This is a genomic window from Gordonia amarae NBRC 15530, assembly GCF_000241345.1.
GTDB lineage: Bacteria > Actinomycetota > Actinomycetes > Mycobacteriales > Mycobacteriaceae > Gordonia > Gordonia amarae.
Map to the genome: position 1 here is coordinate 1 of NZ_BAED01000072.1, position 14,432 is coordinate 14,432.

16 protein-coding genes and 1 riboswitch are annotated in these 14,432 nt (G+C 68.5%); of the genes, 12 read left to right on the top strand and 4 right to left on the bottom strand.

What is annotated here, in order from left to right:
* Positions 1-237 precede the first annotated feature (237 nt).
* From GOAMR_RS24920 to GOAMR_RS21560, 3 genes are all read left to right on the top strand, one after another.
* Entirely contained in the window at positions 238-471 is a 234-nt protein-coding gene (locus GOAMR_RS24920) for a hypothetical protein (protein WP_138943850.1), read from the top strand.
* A 6-nt stretch (positions 472-477) separates the two neighbouring features.
* Complete coding sequence (locus GOAMR_RS21555) at positions 478-957, top strand: DUF456 domain-containing protein (protein ID WP_005193057.1); 480 nt, start codon at positions 478-480, stop codon at positions 955-957.
* 172 nt (positions 958-1,129) lie between these two features.
* A complete protein-coding gene (locus GOAMR_RS21560) occupies positions 1,130-1,732 on the top strand; it encodes a hypothetical protein (protein ID WP_005193059.1) in 603 nt (200 codons plus the stop codon).
* 71 nt (positions 1,733-1,803) lie between these two features.
* Here GOAMR_RS21560 and GOAMR_RS21565 read toward each other — a convergent pair whose 3' ends face one another.
* Positions 1,804-3,186 carry an FAD-dependent oxidoreductase gene (locus tag GOAMR_RS21565; protein WP_005193060.1) on the bottom strand — a complete coding sequence of 461 codons (1,383 nt, stop codon included), beginning with the start codon at positions 3,184-3,186 and terminating at the stop codon, positions 1,804-1,806.
* Between the two features lie 284 nt (positions 3,187-3,470).
* On the opposite strand from GOAMR_RS21565, the gene GOAMR_RS21570 reads away from it, so the two are divergent.
* Genes GOAMR_RS21570 through GOAMR_RS21580 form a run of 3 tightly spaced genes read left to right on the top strand, consistent with a single transcriptional unit; the run spans position 3,471 to position 5,559 of the window.
* Positions 3,471-3,953 (top strand): Rv0361 family membrane protein, encoded by a 483-nt coding sequence (locus GOAMR_RS21570; RefSeq protein ID WP_005193062.1) that lies wholly within the window; start codon positions 3,471-3,473, stop codon positions 3,951-3,953.
* Positions 3,950-4,363: a rhodanese-like domain-containing protein gene (locus GOAMR_RS21575; RefSeq protein ID WP_040516072.1), complete on the top strand. Its 414-nt coding sequence runs from the start codon at positions 3,950-3,952 to the stop codon at positions 4,361-4,363. The genes GOAMR_RS21570 and GOAMR_RS21575 overlap by 4 nt, the downstream gene beginning before the upstream one ends.
* Positions 4,360-5,559 (top strand): O-succinylhomoserine sulfhydrylase, encoded by a 1,200-nt coding sequence (locus GOAMR_RS21580; RefSeq protein WP_005193066.1) that lies wholly within the window; start codon positions 4,360-4,362, stop codon positions 5,557-5,559. The genes GOAMR_RS21575 and GOAMR_RS21580 overlap by 4 nt, the downstream gene beginning before the upstream one ends.
* A gap of 47 nt (positions 5,560-5,606) precedes the next feature.
* Here the strand turns inward: GOAMR_RS21580 and GOAMR_RS21585 are convergent, their stop codons facing one another.
* Positions 5,607-6,062, bottom strand: a complete 456-nt coding sequence (locus GOAMR_RS21585; RefSeq protein WP_005193068.1) for an Rv1443c family protein — start codon at positions 6,060-6,062, stop codon at positions 5,607-5,609.
* A gap of 169 nt (positions 6,063-6,231) precedes the next feature.
* Positions 6,232-6,344: riboswitch (SAM riboswitch) on the top strand.
* Between the two features lie 17 nt (positions 6,345-6,361).
* On the opposite strand from GOAMR_RS21585, the gene GOAMR_RS21590 reads away from it, so the two are divergent.
* From GOAMR_RS21590 to GOAMR_RS21600, 3 genes are all read left to right on the top strand, one after another.
* Positions 6,362-7,672, top strand: a complete 1,311-nt coding sequence (locus GOAMR_RS21590) for an aminotransferase class V-fold PLP-dependent enzyme (RefSeq protein ID WP_050942845.1) — start codon at positions 6,362-6,364, stop codon at positions 7,670-7,672.
* The gene (locus tag GOAMR_RS21595; RefSeq protein WP_005193073.1) at positions 7,669-8,130 is read left to right on the top strand and encodes a hypothetical protein; all 462 of its coding nucleotides are present in this window, start codon (positions 7,669-7,671) and stop codon (positions 8,128-8,130) included. Before GOAMR_RS21590 ends, GOAMR_RS21595 begins: the two co-directional genes overlap by 4 nt.
* Before the next feature lie 103 nt (positions 8,131-8,233).
* Positions 8,234-8,437: a cold-shock protein gene (locus GOAMR_RS21600; RefSeq protein ID WP_005193076.1), complete on the top strand. Its 204-nt coding sequence runs from the start codon at positions 8,234-8,236 to the stop codon at positions 8,435-8,437.
* A gap of 84 nt (positions 8,438-8,521) precedes the next feature.
* Here GOAMR_RS21600 and alc read toward each other — a convergent pair whose 3' ends face one another.
* Positions 8,522-9,520, bottom strand: a complete 999-nt coding sequence (alc, locus tag GOAMR_RS21605) for an allantoicase (RefSeq protein WP_244427482.1) — start codon at positions 9,518-9,520, stop codon at positions 8,522-8,524.
* A gap of 324 nt (positions 9,521-9,844) precedes the next feature.
* On the bottom strand, positions 9,845-10,333 hold the full coding sequence (locus GOAMR_RS21610; RefSeq protein WP_005193080.1) for an inorganic diphosphatase: 489 nt from the start codon (positions 10,331-10,333) through the stop codon (positions 9,845-9,847).
* A 178-nt stretch (positions 10,334-10,511) separates the two neighbouring features.
* Between GOAMR_RS21610 and GOAMR_RS21615 the strand changes: the two genes are divergently transcribed.
* The 3 genes from GOAMR_RS21615 to tilS all read left to right on the top strand — a co-directional run bounded on the left by GOAMR_RS21615 (position 10,512) and on the right by tilS (position 14,313).
* A complete protein-coding gene (locus tag GOAMR_RS21615) occupies positions 10,512-11,891 on the top strand; it encodes a D-alanyl-D-alanine carboxypeptidase/D-alanyl-D-alanine-endopeptidase (RefSeq protein WP_083837063.1) in 1,380 nt (459 codons plus the stop codon).
* The gene (locus GOAMR_RS21620) at positions 11,888-13,132 is read left to right on the top strand and encodes an Rv3626c family coenzyme F420 biosynthesis-associated protein (RefSeq protein ID WP_005193084.1); all 1,245 of its coding nucleotides are present in this window, start codon (positions 11,888-11,890) and stop codon (positions 13,130-13,132) included. The genes GOAMR_RS21615 and GOAMR_RS21620 overlap by 4 nt, the downstream gene beginning before the upstream one ends.
* A 155-nt stretch (positions 13,133-13,287) precedes the next feature.
* A complete protein-coding gene (gene tilS, locus GOAMR_RS25675; protein ID WP_005193087.1) occupies positions 13,288-14,313 on the top strand; it encodes a tRNA lysidine(34) synthetase TilS in 1,026 nt (341 codons plus the stop codon).
* Positions 14,314-14,432: the final 119 nt, after the last annotated feature.

The following is a 14,432-nucleotide window of genomic DNA, read 5'->3' on the forward strand; positions in this document are numbered from 1 at the left end:
GGTGGCCCGCGCCCGGGACCAGGTGGTCCCGTGCCGCCGCCTCCGGGAGGTCCGCGCCCCGGCGGGACGGCCGAACGTCCCGCCCAGCCCGGCCCTGCCCAGCGCGGCCCTGCCCAGTCCGGCCCCACAGGCCAGCCGGGTGGTCCCGGACCGCGCCCGCCGCAGCCCGGCGGTCCCCGACCGGGGCCACGTCCCGGACCGCAGGGACGTCCGCCCGCACCCGGAGCGAGGGGTCCGGTGGCCGGTCCGCGCCGCCCGGGTCCGCCGCCCGGTGCGCAACCGCCCGGCCCGCCGCGTAAGCCGGGTCCGCAGGGTGCGGGTGCTTCTGCACCCGGCCGTCCCGCGCCTGCCCGGCCCACTGCCGGTGCTCCCACCGCCGTCACCACCGAGAAGCCGGCACCGCAGCCGACCCCCGACGCCGACGGCTCCGACGACCGCACGCAGGTCGTGCGTTCACCCGGCTCCGACTGACACCGGGTGCCGTTCTGGGGTGAGCTGATCGTCGGACTGACGATCGGCATAGGTCTGTTGGGGATCGTGATTCCCGTGCTGCCCGGCGGGATCATCGTCGGGCTCTCGATCCTCGTGTGGGCCGCGATCGTCGGCGGCTGGGCGTGGCTGGTGTTCGGGATCGCCGCCGCGGTCATCGTGATCGGCGACGTGGTCAAGTATCTCGTCGCCGGTAAGCATCTCAAGTCCAGCGGCGTGCCCAACACGACGATCCTGGTTGGTGGCATCGTCGGGATCGTCGGTTTCTTCGTGGTCCCGGTGCTCGGCCTGTTCCTCGGCTTCATCCTCGGCGCCTACCTCGCCGAGTTCGCGCGCGCACAGAACGCCTCGATCGCCTGGAAGGGTGCGCTGGCCGCGGCCAAGGCGGCGCTGATCACCATGGGCATCGAGCTGTTCGCAGCCCTTGTCGCCGCCGGAACCTGGCTCGGCGGTGCCCTGGCATTCTGATCCGGCCACATTTGTTAGCAATAGGAAGGGTCTTTCGGCCCTATCTTTTTGTGATTGCCGTAACGTTCTCGCGCCTCTTGGGCGACATTGTGTGCACGGGGGTCAAGCACACAATGTCGTGACCGAGGTGGCCCGGCACAATGCCGATGCCACGAATTGGAGGAATACACGGATGAATGCCCAGAAGATGGCTGCCCTGAAGAAGGCCGGGGTGGCCACGCTCGCGGCCGCCGGTCTGGCGGCGGGCACTATGGTGGGGACCGCACCCGCGCAGGCCGCGGGACCGGGAGATCTCCAGATCCGGGGTTCGGTGAAGTGCGTCTTCGGTCAGTGGGGGCAGCCGTGGAATCAGCTCTGGTACATGAAGCGCTCGCTGACGGTGAAGAACATCGGCGGCACCACTATCCGTGACGTCACCCTGACCGAGATCAACGGCCGCAGCGTCCACATCGACGAGGTCAAGCCCGGCAAGACCGTGATGGTGTACAACAAGGCCGCCAAACGCTGGCAGTACCCGATCGAGACGCGCTGGACCGGCTGCGTGCCCAGCTCCATCTCCGGCTACGCCATCGGCCCGGTGATCGAGAATCTGTCCAACAACCTCGGCGCCTGGCGCAACGAGGTGACCATCGGCAAGAACGCGCCGTCGACACCGTCGGGCATCCGGGCCGGCAACCTCGAGGAGCAGGTCGAGCAGAACGGCGGCACCGGCGGCACCCCGCTGCGCCCGTCCACCGGCTCGTCGTCGTTCGGGTCCTCCGACTTCGGCTCGTAGATGTGCCACAACCACTGAGGGCGACCGGAAATCCGGTCGCCCTCAGTGGTTGTATGTGAACCAGCCCGGCCCTAGACCTTGTCCGGTTCCGAGGCGGCGAGCATGTCCTCGCGCTCGACCACCTTGATGCGTTCACGGCCCTCGGCGGCACCGAGCGCGCGCTCGTGCTCGTCGAGGCGGTACCAGCCGGCCCAGGTGGTGAACGGGATCTTGCGGCTCTCCAGCAGCGCGATCACCGACTCCTCCGACGGCTCGGCCGGGGTGTTCAGCTTGTCGGCGGCGGTGTCGTCGACGATGCACTGGACGGTCTCGTTGGCGTCGCCCTTGGTGTGGCCGATGAGGCCGACGGGGCCGCGCTTGATCCAGCCGGTGGTGTACAGGCCGGGCAGGTGGGCACCCTCGTCGAAGATGCGGCCCGCCTCGTTGGGGATCACACCCGCCTGCGAGTCGAACGGGATCTCCGGCAGACTGTCCGACAGGTAGCCGACCGCGCGGTACACGGCGCCGATCTCCCAGTCGGTGGTCTTCCCGGTGGGCTTGACGTTGCCGGTGCCGTCGAGTTCGGTGCGCTCGGTGCGCAGGCCGACGACCTTGCCGTCCTCACCGAGAACCTCCACAGGGTTCTCGAAGAAGTGCAGGAACAGCTTGTGGATGGCGCCCTGCTTGGGCTCGCGGATCGCGTAGTTCTCGATGATCGTGGCCACCTGGTCGGTGATCTTCGAGCTGCGCCGGGCGACGGCCGAACCCTCGTCGTACTCGATGTCCTCGGGGTTGACGATGACCTCGATGGTGGGGGAGTGGTCGAGCTCCTTGAGTTCGAGCGGGGTGAACTTGGCCTGCGCCGGACCACGACGGCCGAACACGTGCACCTCGACGGCCTTGTTGGCCTTGAGGCCCTCGTACACATTGGCCGGGATCTCCGTCGGCAGCAGCTCGTCGCCGGTCTTGGCCAGCACGCGCGCCACGTCGAGGGCCACGTTGCCGACGCCGATCACGGCCACCTTCTCGGCCTCGAGCGGCCAGGTGCGCGCGAAGTCGGGGTGCCCGTCGTACCAGGCCACGAACTCGCCCGCGCCGTAGCTGCCGTCGAGCTCGATGCCGGGGATGCCCAGATCGCGGTCGTCGACGGCGCCGGTGGAGAAGATGGCGGCGTCGTAGTGACGGGCCAGATCCTCGCGGTTGATGTCGGTGCCGTAGTCGACATTGCCCAGCAGCCGGACCTGCGGCTTGTCGAGTACCTTGTGCAGGGCGTTGATGATGCCCTTGATCCGCGGGTGATCGGGCGCCACGCCGTAGCGGATCAGCCCGAACGGTGCAGGCATCCGCTCGTACAGGTCGATGCTGACCCCACGCTCTTTGAGGTCGTCGTGCTTCATCAGGGCATCGGCGGCGTAGATCCCGGCGGGACCCGCGCCGACGATGGCAACCCGCAACGGACGGGTGTCTTCGGTCATCGTGAGGGGTGTTCCTCTGTGTCGGTGGTGTCTATCTCGGTTGTCACAGGCACCCGGGGGCGGCCGGAAGGTGGTGGCCGTCGGCGGGTGTGCGATGGGCGGGCCCATCAGTGTCGGGCAAAAGGCGGGCGGTTGTGACGCCCGTCATTTGCCTATCCCTTCTACGGTAGGCGCTCAACTGCCGACACCCAAATGGTTGTGAGGGTTGCCTCACTCGGGAGGCTGGACGGGCGGGCTGATCCTGCCGGACAGGGACCGGATGCACGGCCGATAGAATCCGCCTCATGGCGAAAGACCGGACCCCGACCCCGCAGGCCCCGGACGGTGACGCACCGTCCTGGAAGGCGGCGCTGCCGTTCATCATCGCAGGTGTGGTGGTGCTCGTGGTGGTGATCGGGGTGCTGATCTCCAACGCGGTCCGTCCGGCGGAGGACCGGATGAGTGAGGACGCGAAGGTCCAGCACGCGATCAACGACTACTACACCGCCCGCAACGAGGCCGACTTCGACAAGTACGCCGCCGTGAACTGTGCCGCCGTCCGGGGCGCCGAGGGCTTCCCCACCAAGGACAGCTTCGTGACCGACAACCGCAAGTCGATGGACGACAACGGGCAGATCAAGATCCCCGAGATCACCGACCTCACCGTCAACGGCGACCGCGCCACGGCGCGAGTACATTGGCATTTCGATAAATCCGAAGACAAGAAGAACGTCGTCGACACCACCGTGGTGCGCGAGGACGGCGAATGGAAGGTGTGCACGTCGTGACGTACGCGGGAGATCTGACGCCCCAGGAAGCATGGGATGCGCTTGAAGCCAACCCCGATGCCGTCCTGGTGGACTGTCGCACTCGCGCGGAATGGAACTTCGTCGGCGTACCCGACCTGGAGGTCCTCGGGAAGCGGACCGTGTTCGTCGAGTGGATCGACTTTCCCGCCGGCGCGCCCAACCAGGCGTTCGTGGCGCAGCTGCGCGACGCCGGTATCCGCGACAGCGACGAGGTGATCTTCATCTGCCGGTCCGGGCATCGCTCCATCGGTGCGGCCGAAGCGGCGACGGCGGCCGGTATCGCCAAGGCCTACAACGTGCTCGACGGTTTCGAGGGCGCTCTCGATGGATACGATCATCGTGGCTCCGCGGGCTGGCGCGCCTCGAACCTGCCTTGGAGGCAGTCATGAGTCATATTCTGCCCGAAGGGGTTTCGCTCGACACCATCGGTGTCCGGGGTGGTCTGGACCGTTCCGGCTTCTTCGAGACGTCCGAGGCGCTGTACCTGACCAGCGGCTACGTCTACGAGTCGGCGGAGGCCGCCGAACGCGCCTTCACCGGCGAGGACGAGCGCTACGTGTACTCGCGCTACGGCAACCCGACGGTCAACATGTTCCAGGAGCGGCTACGCCTGCTCGACGACATGCCGGCCGCCTTCGCCACCGCCAGCGGCATGGCCGCGGTGTTCGTGGCGCTCGGCGCCCTGCTCAAGGCCGGCGACCGGCTCGTCGCCGCGCGCAGCCTGTTCGGTTCGTGCTTCGTGGTGTGCAACGAGATCCTGCCGCGCTGGGGTGTGGAGACCGTCTTCGTCGACGGCGAGGACCTGCAGCAGTGGGAGCAGGCGCTGTCGGTGCCCACCACCGCGGTGTTCTTCGAGACCCCGTCCAACCCGATGCAGACCCTCGTCGACGTCGCCGCCGTCACCGAACTGGCCCACGCCGCGGGCGCGAAGGTGGTGCTGGACAACGTCTTCGCCACCCCGCTGCTGCAGCGCGGCGCAGACCTCGGCGCCGACGTCATCGTGTACTCGGCAACCAAGCACATCGACGGCCAGGGCCGGGTGCTCGGCGGCGCGGTGCTCGGTGACAAAGAATTCATCGACGGACCCGTGCAGCAGTTGATGCGGCACACCGGCCCGGCGATGAGCGCGTTCAACGCGTGGCTGCTGCTCAAGGGGCTGGAGACGATGAAGCTGCGCCTGGACGCCTCGGTGGCCACCGCGCTGCGCATCGGCGAGTTCCTGGAGACCGACGACCGCGTCCGCTGGGTGAAATACCCGTTCCTGCAGTCGCATCCGCAATATGACCTGGCGCGTCGGCAGATGTCGGGCGGCGGCACCGTGCTCACCTTCGAGCTCAACGACCGGGCCGGCGTGTCCGGCAAGGAGCGTGCGTTCGAGGTGCTCAACGGGCTGTCGGTGATCGACATCTCCAACAACCTCGGTGACTCCAAGTCGCTGATCACCCATCCGGCCACCACCACCCACCGTGCGATGGGGCCCGACGGCCGCGCCGCCATCGGCCTCACCGACTCGGTGGTGCGGCTGTCGGTGGGTCTTGAAGGTGCCGACGACCTGCTCTCGGACCTCGACAAAGCCCTCGGCTGAGCAAATCTCGTCCCGGCACGTAGCCGTCGCTCACATACACACAGGGATCACCGGGAGGCCGTCGCGATCGCCGCGACGGTCTTCCATCGTCGGTGCCGGTGCGGGAACAGCAGGCGGATGAACAGCCGGGTGGGCCAGCCGGCGGCACCGTCCTCGATCTCGATCTGATCTGTGTAGCGGCAACTGTTCTCGGTGATCGGTTCGAAGGTGAGCCGGTGATTCCACACCTTGAGCGGGCCACCGTGTTCTGTGGTGTACAGCTCGTGGGCACTGCGTTCGACGAGGGTGATCGTGTGTCTCCAGCTCGGGATCAGGCCGAACCACTTCACCTGGCCGGTGGCGGAGAATCCCGGCTCGACGACGGTGCCCGGCGGTGGCACGTTCTCCCGCGACAGGCTGAGCACGGGCGCCAGGACGAACATCATCACGTCGGGGGTGGCGGCGAGCCGGCAGGCGGTGTCGGCCGGCATCTGTAGTTCGGTGCTGATGGAGACGATTGCCATGCGCCCACCCTAGACCTCGGGGTATGGAAGATTTGTCCCCTGGCAGGACGACACAGGAAAGCCCGCGCGGTGGAAAGTCGAGACGGCGTCGGGCGGGTTTCGACCACGCTGAATCAAACCCACGATCTCGATTGACACCTCCGGCGGCCGTGGGCCACCCTTGGTCGTGGGTCATGAGTGCCAGTGACAAGCCCCGGCTCGCTGGTCGGCAACCCTCCACCACGGTGGGGTGCTCCGGGTGACGACCCGGCCGTGTTCGACCGGACACGGCAAGCGTGGATCTCCTAGGAGTCTTTGTCATGACCGCTGTTCTTTCCAGTCCTGCTGTCCTATCCGGCCCTGCCGTATCTGATTCTGTTGCCGGGCCGTTCATTCCGGCTCTCGCCGAGGTCGTCGGCTGTGATGAGCGCGTCCGGGTGCTCGACGGATCGTCGGTGCGGTACGCCAACTTCGACTACGCGGCCAGCGCACCGGCGCTGCGGGCCGTCGCCGACGGGCTGCTCGACGCTCTGCCGCAGTACGCGAGCGTGCACCGCGGCGCGGGCGCCCTGTCGCAGATCACCACCCACCGCTACGAGCAGGCCCGCGAGACCGTCCGCCGATTCGTCCGTGCCCGCACCGACGATCATGTGGTGTTCACCCGCAACACCACCGACTCGATCAACCTCCTCGCGCACTGCCTGGCCGAACGGGGTGGTGACATCGTTGTTCTCGACATCGAGCATCACGCCAATCTGCTGCCGTGGCAGCGGCTTTCCGGAACCCGGGTGGTCACCGCGTGCGGCACGGTCGAGGACACCCTGGCCGCGCTCGACGCCGAGCTCGCGTCAAAACCGGCTGCGCTGCTGGCGATCACCGCGGCGTCGAACGTGACCGGCGAGGTGCTGCCGATCTCGCGGCTGGCGTCCATCGCCCACCGGCACGGCGCCCGGATCCTGGTCGACGGCGCGCAACTCGTGGCGCACCAGCCGATCTCGGTGGTCAGCCACGGCATCGACTACCTCGTGTTCTCCGGACACAAGCTGTACGCACCGTTCGGCGCCGGCGTGCTGGTGGGCCGCGGTGACTGGCTCGACGAGGCCTCGCCGTACCTCGCAGGCGGCGGTGCGAGCGCCGAGGTCGGCGCCGACGGTGCGCCGCACTGGCATTCGGGCCCGGCACGGCACGAGGCCGGATCGCCCAACGTACTCGGCGCGGTGTCGATTGCCGACGCCTGCACCGCCCTGGCCGGCATCGGTTTCGAGCACATCGGCCACCACGAGCACGCGCTGCGTGAACGCCTCGACGCCGGGCTGGCCGCGCTCGACGGTGTACGCCCGCTGCGGATCTTCGCCGACACCGACAACCGGGTCGGCATCGCCGGATTCGCCGTCGACGGCTTCTCCGCCCGCACGGTGGCCTGCTATCTCGCCGACCATCACGGCATCGGGGTGCGCGACGGCCGCTTCTGCGCACACCCGTTGCTCGCCCGCCTCGGCTACCCCGACGGTGCGGTGCGCGCGAGCTTTGGTCTGGGCACCGACGCGGACGACGTCGATCGGTTGCTGAACGCATTGTCGGAGTTGGTGTCCCGTCGTGACACCGGACGAGTGGAAGAGAGCCTGGGATGACTGTCGAGATCGCCGAAGCCACACCGCGGGCGACCATCAGCGTCGGGCGGCCGCAACTGGTGGTGGCCCTGCGCGGCGACACCACCGTAGATCTGCCGATCGTGGTGCGCCGCCCCACCTTGCGCGACGCCCAGCGGACCCGCAACGTGCTGCGCGCCGGTCAGCGAGATCCGGCGAAATTTATTGTGGCACTTGAGGTCGAGGTGGCAATAGCCGCGCATCCGGCGTCTGCGCGAGCGTCGGTGAGTGCACTCGAGTCGGGACCTCGGGGCCAGGCTGGGACCCGGCCATCGGGCACCGAGACGGTGCGGTATATCGGTTCCTCGCACGGACTCATCGGCCTGATCCGTGACATCTACGCCGCCGAGGTCGCCGACGCGGTCATCCTCACCCCGCTCGACGGTTCGGCCACCGAGGTTCGGATCCGCGAGGAGATCATCCCGGCCTTCGCCTCCTGAAGGGTTCACGCGGTGCCGAAGCACCGAATCGGCCCGATGTGTGAGATGCTGGAGGTGGTGGGCCGAAAAATGTGGCCCGCATTGCAGGAAGTAGCACAGTAGTATGGCACAGGGAACCGTCAAGTGGTTCAACGGCGACAAGGGCTTCGGCTTCATCGCCCCCGACGACAAGGGCGACGACGTGTTCGTCCATTTCTCCGCGATCCAGGGCAGCGGATTCCGCAGCCTTGAGGAGCAGCAGCGCGTCGAGTTCGACGTGGAGCAGGGCGCGAAGGGCCTTCAGGCCACCAACGTGACCGCGATCTAGAGGCAATATCCTCTGACTTTCAGCCCCGGTAACCGGACATCCGGTTACCGGGGCTGTGTCGTATTCGGGTACAGGCCGACCGGGTCAGGCCTCGCCGCGTTCCCACTGCTCGATGAGGGTGGCCTCGGCGTCGTCGGTGAGGGTGCCGTAGAGGCGGAACCGGGCCATGCCGCCGTCGGGGAAGATGTCCAGGCGGGCTTCGGTCATCGGCCGGTCGAGGTCGATGACGAAGCGGTGCCGGGTGTCGGGCAGAAGTTCGGTGCGGGGGAGTACCTCGAACCATTCGCCGTCGTCGCCGTCGCGGCCGCGGACCGTCGCCGAACCGGGGGCGTTGCCGAGGAAGTAGCTGGTGTCGAGTTCGACGAGGCTGACGCGGCTGCGTCCGGCCAGACGCACCTGCACCCAGTCGTTGCCGGCGTCGCGGCGCCGGGACGTCTCCCAGCCCTCGCCCATGGTGCGGGCGCGGCCGGGCATCAGCAGGTTGTTGGGGGAGCTGTAGAACATGTTGGAGCAGGCGGTCACCAGGCCGCCGTTCTCCAGCGCGGCCAGGTCGAAGTGGCCGTAGCGGAAGAACTTCGGGTCCGGGACGCCGCGTCCGTGCACCCGGAAGCGGGCCACGCCCCCGTCGGGGTGCATGGTGAGCCGCACGTGGGTGAAGCGTTCTTTGGCGTCGACACGGAACGGGTTGCGGGTGTCGCCGTCGACGGCGGACTTCTCGACGATGGTGACCCAGTTGTCGCTCGCGGCCAGTTCGGCGCCGGAGACGAGGCCCCCAGGTGCGATCTGTTCTGCCGCGATCGCCTCGACGGAGACGAACGGCGGATAGTTGCCCTTGAACCATGAGGTGTCGACGACCACGCCGTACACCACGCCGGGCGCGCCGAGCCGCACGATCGCCTGGTCGACGCCCTGCTCGCGGCGGCGGCGGGTCTCCCAGCCGTCGTACACCTGTCCTTTGTGCCCGAACGTCGCCGGCCTGTACTCGGCGGGCGGGGTGCTGAGCAGGTTCTGCACCTCGGCGAACAGGTCGTCGTTGGTCCAGACCACCGCCCCGCCGAGATTGCGCAGAGCCAGGTCCGGCATCGACGTGAAGTGCGGGCGGGAGGCTGCGGGGGCGGGTGGCGAAGGCGTCACAACGGTCGATCCTAATGCCGGTCCGTGCCTCCTGCCGGGTACACGAAAGCAGCCACCATCTTGATCCCTGAGGCGGAGGTGACCAACCATCGTGATCCCTGAGGCCGGGGCGAGGACGGGCGACCAACCATCTTGATCCCTGAGGCCGGGGCGAGGACGGAGCGGCCAACCATCTTGATCCCTGAGGCCGAAGCGAGGAACGAGCGAGGGTCACGAAGGGGCCGGTGAGACGAGCACCTGACGCGCCCACCTCCCGGACCCTCGGAAAAGCTCCTAGTGGCCTTCGTTCTTGAGACGCTCGACGGCCTCGACGGCCACCTTCTCGGCCTCCTCGCGGCCGACCCAGCCACCGGGGTTGACGCTCTTGCCCGGCTCGAGGTCCTTGTAGTGCTCGAAGAAGTGCGAGATGGCCTTCAGCTCGAAGTCCGAGACGTCGCCGACGTCCTGGATGTGGTCCCAGCGGACATCGCCGGCGGGCACGGCGAGCAGTTTGTCGTCGCCGCCGGCCTCGTCGGTCATGGTGTACATGGCCACGATGCGGGCCTTGACGACGACGCCCGGGTACACGGACTCGGGGAGCAGGACCAGCACGTCGAGCGGGTCGCCGTCCTCACCGAGGGTGCCGTCGGCGTAGCCGTAGTCGGCGGGGTAGCCGAACGAGGTGTACAGGTAGCGGTCCAGGAAGACCTTGCCCGTCTCGTGGTCGACCTCGTACTTATTGCGGCTGCCTTTGGGGATCTCGATGATCACATCGAATTCCACGTTTCCTCCTGCGGTTGAGACTCTGCGCGGGCCTTCCGTAACCCGCATAAACCGCCTTGAACGATACTGTTAGATCTGTATCCCTGAAGTCGGACCCGGAGGTTTTGTGCGCGACACCGTCAGCTCGCGTCCCAGAAGGACTCGGCGCATCGTGCTCTGGACGCTGCTGTCGGTGGTGATGGTCGCGGTTCTGGCCGTCGGCGGCATCACCGTCTACAACCAGCTGAACGAGGACGAACTGCCCGAGGGGATCCCGCCCCGGCCCGCCGCGATCGTCGCCGACCCGCAGATCAAGCCGGTCTCACCCGACGCGCCCACCCCGTCGGCGGCGGGGGTGCGCAAGGCCATCGCGTCGTCGATCAAGGCCCCGGCTCTCGGTGAGTTCACCGGCCAGATCTCCGATCCGCGCACCGGTGAGGTGCTGTGGTCCCAGAGCCCCGACAAGCCGCGGGTGCCGGCCTCCAACGCGAAGGTGCTCACCGGCGCCGCCGCGCTTCTCGGCCTGCCGCACGACAAACGCCTCACCACCAAGGTGGTGGTCGGCCGGAGTGGGCAGCTGATCCTCAAGGGTGCGGGCGACCCGACGCTGTCGGCGCAGCCCACGGGGGCCGACACTTTCTACACCGACCCGGGCCGCATCGCCGACCTGGCCGCGCAGATCAAGAAGTCCGGCACCGACGTGTCGTCGGTGGCCGTCGACACGTCGCTGTTCAGCGGACCGTCGATGAACAAGAACTGGGAGCGCGCCGACATCGCGGGCGGCGACATCACCCCCATCGAGTCGCTGATCGTCGACGGCGGCCGCACCAAGGACCCGCTCGACGAGTTCTCCCCGCGGACCGCCGAGCCGGCGAAGGTGGCGGGCCAGGCGCTCGCCGACGCGCTGGGCGTCGACTTCGACGACGAGGTCAGGGCGGATTCGGCCGCACGGGTGGTGGCGTCGGTGAAGTCGGCACCGCTGCAGACGCGGGTCGAGGACATGCTGCGGTTCAGCGACAACGTGCTCGCGGAGACACTGGCGATCGAACTGTCGGTGGCCCGCGGCGGGCCGGCAAGCCTGTCGGGCGGTGCCGACGCGGTGCGGGCGACCTTGGCCGACGCCGGTTTCAGCATCGACGGCGTCACGATGGACGACTCGTCGGGCCTGTCCTACGACAACCGTGTGTCGGCGACGATCCTGGACACCGTCATGTCCGCGGCCAGCGGCCCCGAGTCGGCCGAGTCCACCACATCGTCGGGCGCGCCGGGATCAGGCAGTGGGCAGGGTGTGAGCGCGAAGAACCGCACCCTGATCCGCCCGCTGCTCGACGGCCTGCCCATCGCGGCCGGCACCGGCACCCTGGCCGACCGCTTCGATCCGTCGAGCAACCCGGGCGCGGGCTGGGCGCGGGCCAAGACAGGAACGTTGACGGGGGTCAGTTCGTTGACGGGGATAGTGCAGACCGTCGACGGCCGCGTGCTGTCGTATGCGCTGATCTCCGGCGGGACCTCCCCGGCGGATGCGCGACCGGCGCTCGACGCGGTGGTCGGAGACCTGAGAGAGTGTGGATGCCGATGAGCCACAGAGCCCCAACCGAGCAGGATCACGACCTGGTGGAGTCGATCGGCGAACGGATCGACTGGTCGGTGGCGGCGAGCATCGGCAAACGCCTGTCGCGCCCCGGCCCCAAGATCACCGCGTACACCCGCGACGCCGCCTACGCCGAACTTCTCGACGCCGCGACCCGTGCCGAGGCCCCGGTCCGCGAGGTAACCGGCCTGGCCGACGGCCTGCGCATCCCCACCACCCGCGTCCTCGATCGTGACGAATGGGTCGACGCCGCCGCCCGCTCGATGCAATCCATGCTCGGCCTCGACGCGTCTCCTTCGCCGGTCGCTTCCTTGCCGGTTGAGGCGCGCACTTCGTCGGTTGGGGTGCCCCCTTCGTCGGTTGAGGTGCGAGGAGCGTTAGCGACGAGCCTCGAAACCCCGCACCACAACGACGCAGCGCAACAGGGCCTCACCGCCATCCCCGGAAAACTCTGGCGCACCTCGATCTCCAACCTGGAAAAGGTCCCCGCCACGGTCGGCGGGGCCCAGGCGGGCACCCTGCTGGCGTTCCTGTCCTCGGCGATCCTCGGCCAGTACGACCCCTTCACCCCCGACCCCGACACCGGCGAGCCGGGCGTGCTCATGGTGGTGGCCCCCAACATCATCTCCGTCGAACGTGCCCTCAAGGTGGTCCCGTCGGATTTCCGCCTGTGGGTGTGCCTGCACGAGGTGACGCACCGGGTGCAGTTCTCGGCCAACCCGTGGCTGCGCCAGTACATGACCGACAACATCGAACTCCTCACCTCGGATGCGGGGGAGTCGACGTCGGAGGTCGTCACCCGTATCACCGCAGCGCTGCGTAGTGACAAGCCCCGGGAGAAGGGCGTCATCGGCGCGATGCAGCTGCTGCAGTCGCCCGAGCAGTACGAGGCGTTCACGCGGATGATGATGCTCGGCACGCTGCTGGAGGGCCACGCCGATCACGTGATGGACGCTGTCGGCCCCGCCCACGTGCCGACGGTCGCCGCCATCCGCAAGGCGTTCGACGGTAAGCGCGCCGCCAGGCAGAGCCCGCTGCAGCGCATCTTCCGCGCCCTGATCGGTATGGACGCCAAGATGGCGCAGTATGTGCGCGGCAAGGCGTTCGTCGACGAGGTCGTGGGCACGGTCGGCATGGAACGCTTCAACGCGATCTGGACTTCCCCCGAGACTATGCCGCTCCCCGAGGAGATCAGCGAGCCGAAGAAGTGGATCGAACGGGTGCTGTAACCGCGGCCGTCGCAGCCTTCGCCCGCACCCACCTCAACGCGTCCCTTTCGCCGGTTGAGGTGAGAGGAGCGCAAGCGACGAGCCTCGAAACCCCGCAAGAGGAGAATGTTGTCTCACCAGGTTTCGAGGCTCGCAAGCTCGCACCTCAACCAGCTGTGGCCATCTGCGTCGCCCTGTCCGGCGGCCCCGACTCGCTCGCCCTTCTCGCCTGCGCGGTCCGCGCCGGCCTGACTGTCCACGCGATCGTCGTCGATCACAACCTGCAACCTGGTTCGGCGGACACCGCCGCCCGCGCCGCCGACCAGGCGATCGCCCTCGGTGCGACCGCGGAGGTGGTCTCGGTGACCGTCGACGGCCCCGGCGGCATGGAGGCCGCAGCCCGCAGCACCCGCTACGACGCCCTCGACCGCGCCCGCGCCGGCCGCCCGGTGCTGCTCGGCCACACGATGGACGATCAGGCCGAGACGGTTCTGCTGGGCCTGGCCCGCGGTTCGGGTGCCCGGTCGCTGGCCGGGATGCGTGAGTGGAACGATCCGTGGGGCCGCCCGCTGCTGGGCCTGCGCCGCACCGACACCCGCGGCGCCTGCGCCGAGCTGGGTCTGGACACCTTCGACGACCCGCACAACCACGACCCCCGCTTCACCCGGGTGCGCCTGCGCACCGAGGCGCTGCCACTGCTCGACGACGTCCTGCACGGTGGCGTGGTCCCCGCTCTGGCCCGCACCGCATCGTCCCTCCAAGACGACAACGACGCCCTCGACGCCCTCGCCACCGCCGCCTACGCCACTGTGGCGACCACCCCCCGAGCGACCAACCATCTTGATGCCCGAGGCCGAAGCGACGAAGGCCCGGCCAACCATCTTGATCCCCGAGGCCGAAGCGACGAAGGAGCGAGGGTCACGAGGGGTCCGGCGACCCTGGGCTCCCAACCCGACCCCACGCCCACCCTCGACGCAAGAACCCTCGCGACTTACCCGCCCGCGATCCGCCGCCGCATCATCCGGCTGTGGCTGCACGACTGCGGCGCCACCGATCCGACCCACCCGGTGATCACCGCCGTCGATGCCCTGGCCGCCGACTGGCACGGCCAGGGTGGCGTCGCGATCGGCGGCGACCCGAGGCACCGTCTGGAGGTGGTCCGTACCGCCGGCCTTCTCACCCTCCAACGCACACCCCGCTGACCCCCGCCCGCTGCTGTCCCCTCGCCGGTTGAGGTGTGAGGTCGCCCGGCGACCGAGCCTCGAAACCCCGTGAGACAACAATGTCGGCAACCACGGCCTCATCCGAGGACAGCGATTGC

Excerpts from the sequence above, each read along its gene's own strand:
- GOAMR_RS21560 (WP_005193059.1), top strand. The coding sequence starts at position 1,130 with ATGAATGCCCAGAAGATGGCTGCCCTGAAGAAGGCCGGGGTGGCCACG.
- GOAMR_RS21565 (WP_005193060.1), bottom strand. The coding sequence starts at position 3,186 with ATGACCGAAGACACCCGTCCGTTGCGGGTTGCCATCGTCGGCGCGGGT.
- GOAMR_RS21570 (WP_005193062.1), top strand. The coding sequence starts at position 3,471 with ATGGCGAAAGACCGGACCCCGACCCCGCAGGCCCCGGACGGTGACGCA.
- GOAMR_RS21580 (WP_005193066.1), top strand. The coding sequence starts at position 4,360 with ATGAGTCATATTCTGCCCGAAGGGGTTTCGCTCGACACCATCGGTGTC.
- GOAMR_RS21585 (WP_005193068.1), bottom strand. The coding sequence starts at position 6,062 with ATGGCAATCGTCTCCATCAGCACCGAACTACAGATGCCGGCCGACACC.
- GOAMR_RS21590 (WP_050942845.1), top strand. The coding sequence starts at position 6,362 with ATGACCGCTGTTCTTTCCAGTCCTGCTGTCCTATCCGGCCCTGCCGTA.
- GOAMR_RS21595 (WP_005193073.1), top strand. The coding sequence starts at position 7,669 with ATGACTGTCGAGATCGCCGAAGCCACACCGCGGGCGACCATCAGCGTC.
- GOAMR_RS21600 (WP_005193076.1), top strand. The coding sequence starts at position 8,234 with ATGGCACAGGGAACCGTCAAGTGGTTCAACGGCGACAAGGGCTTCGGC.
- alc (WP_244427482.1), bottom strand. The coding sequence starts at position 9,520 with ATGCCGGACCTGGCTCTGCGCAATCTCGGCGGGGCGGTGGTCTGGACC.
- GOAMR_RS21615 (WP_083837063.1), top strand. The coding sequence starts at position 10,512 with ATGGTCGCGGTTCTGGCCGTCGGCGGCATCACCGTCTACAACCAGCTG.
- GOAMR_RS21620 (WP_005193084.1), top strand. The coding sequence starts at position 11,888 with ATGAGCCACAGAGCCCCAACCGAGCAGGATCACGACCTGGTGGAGTCG.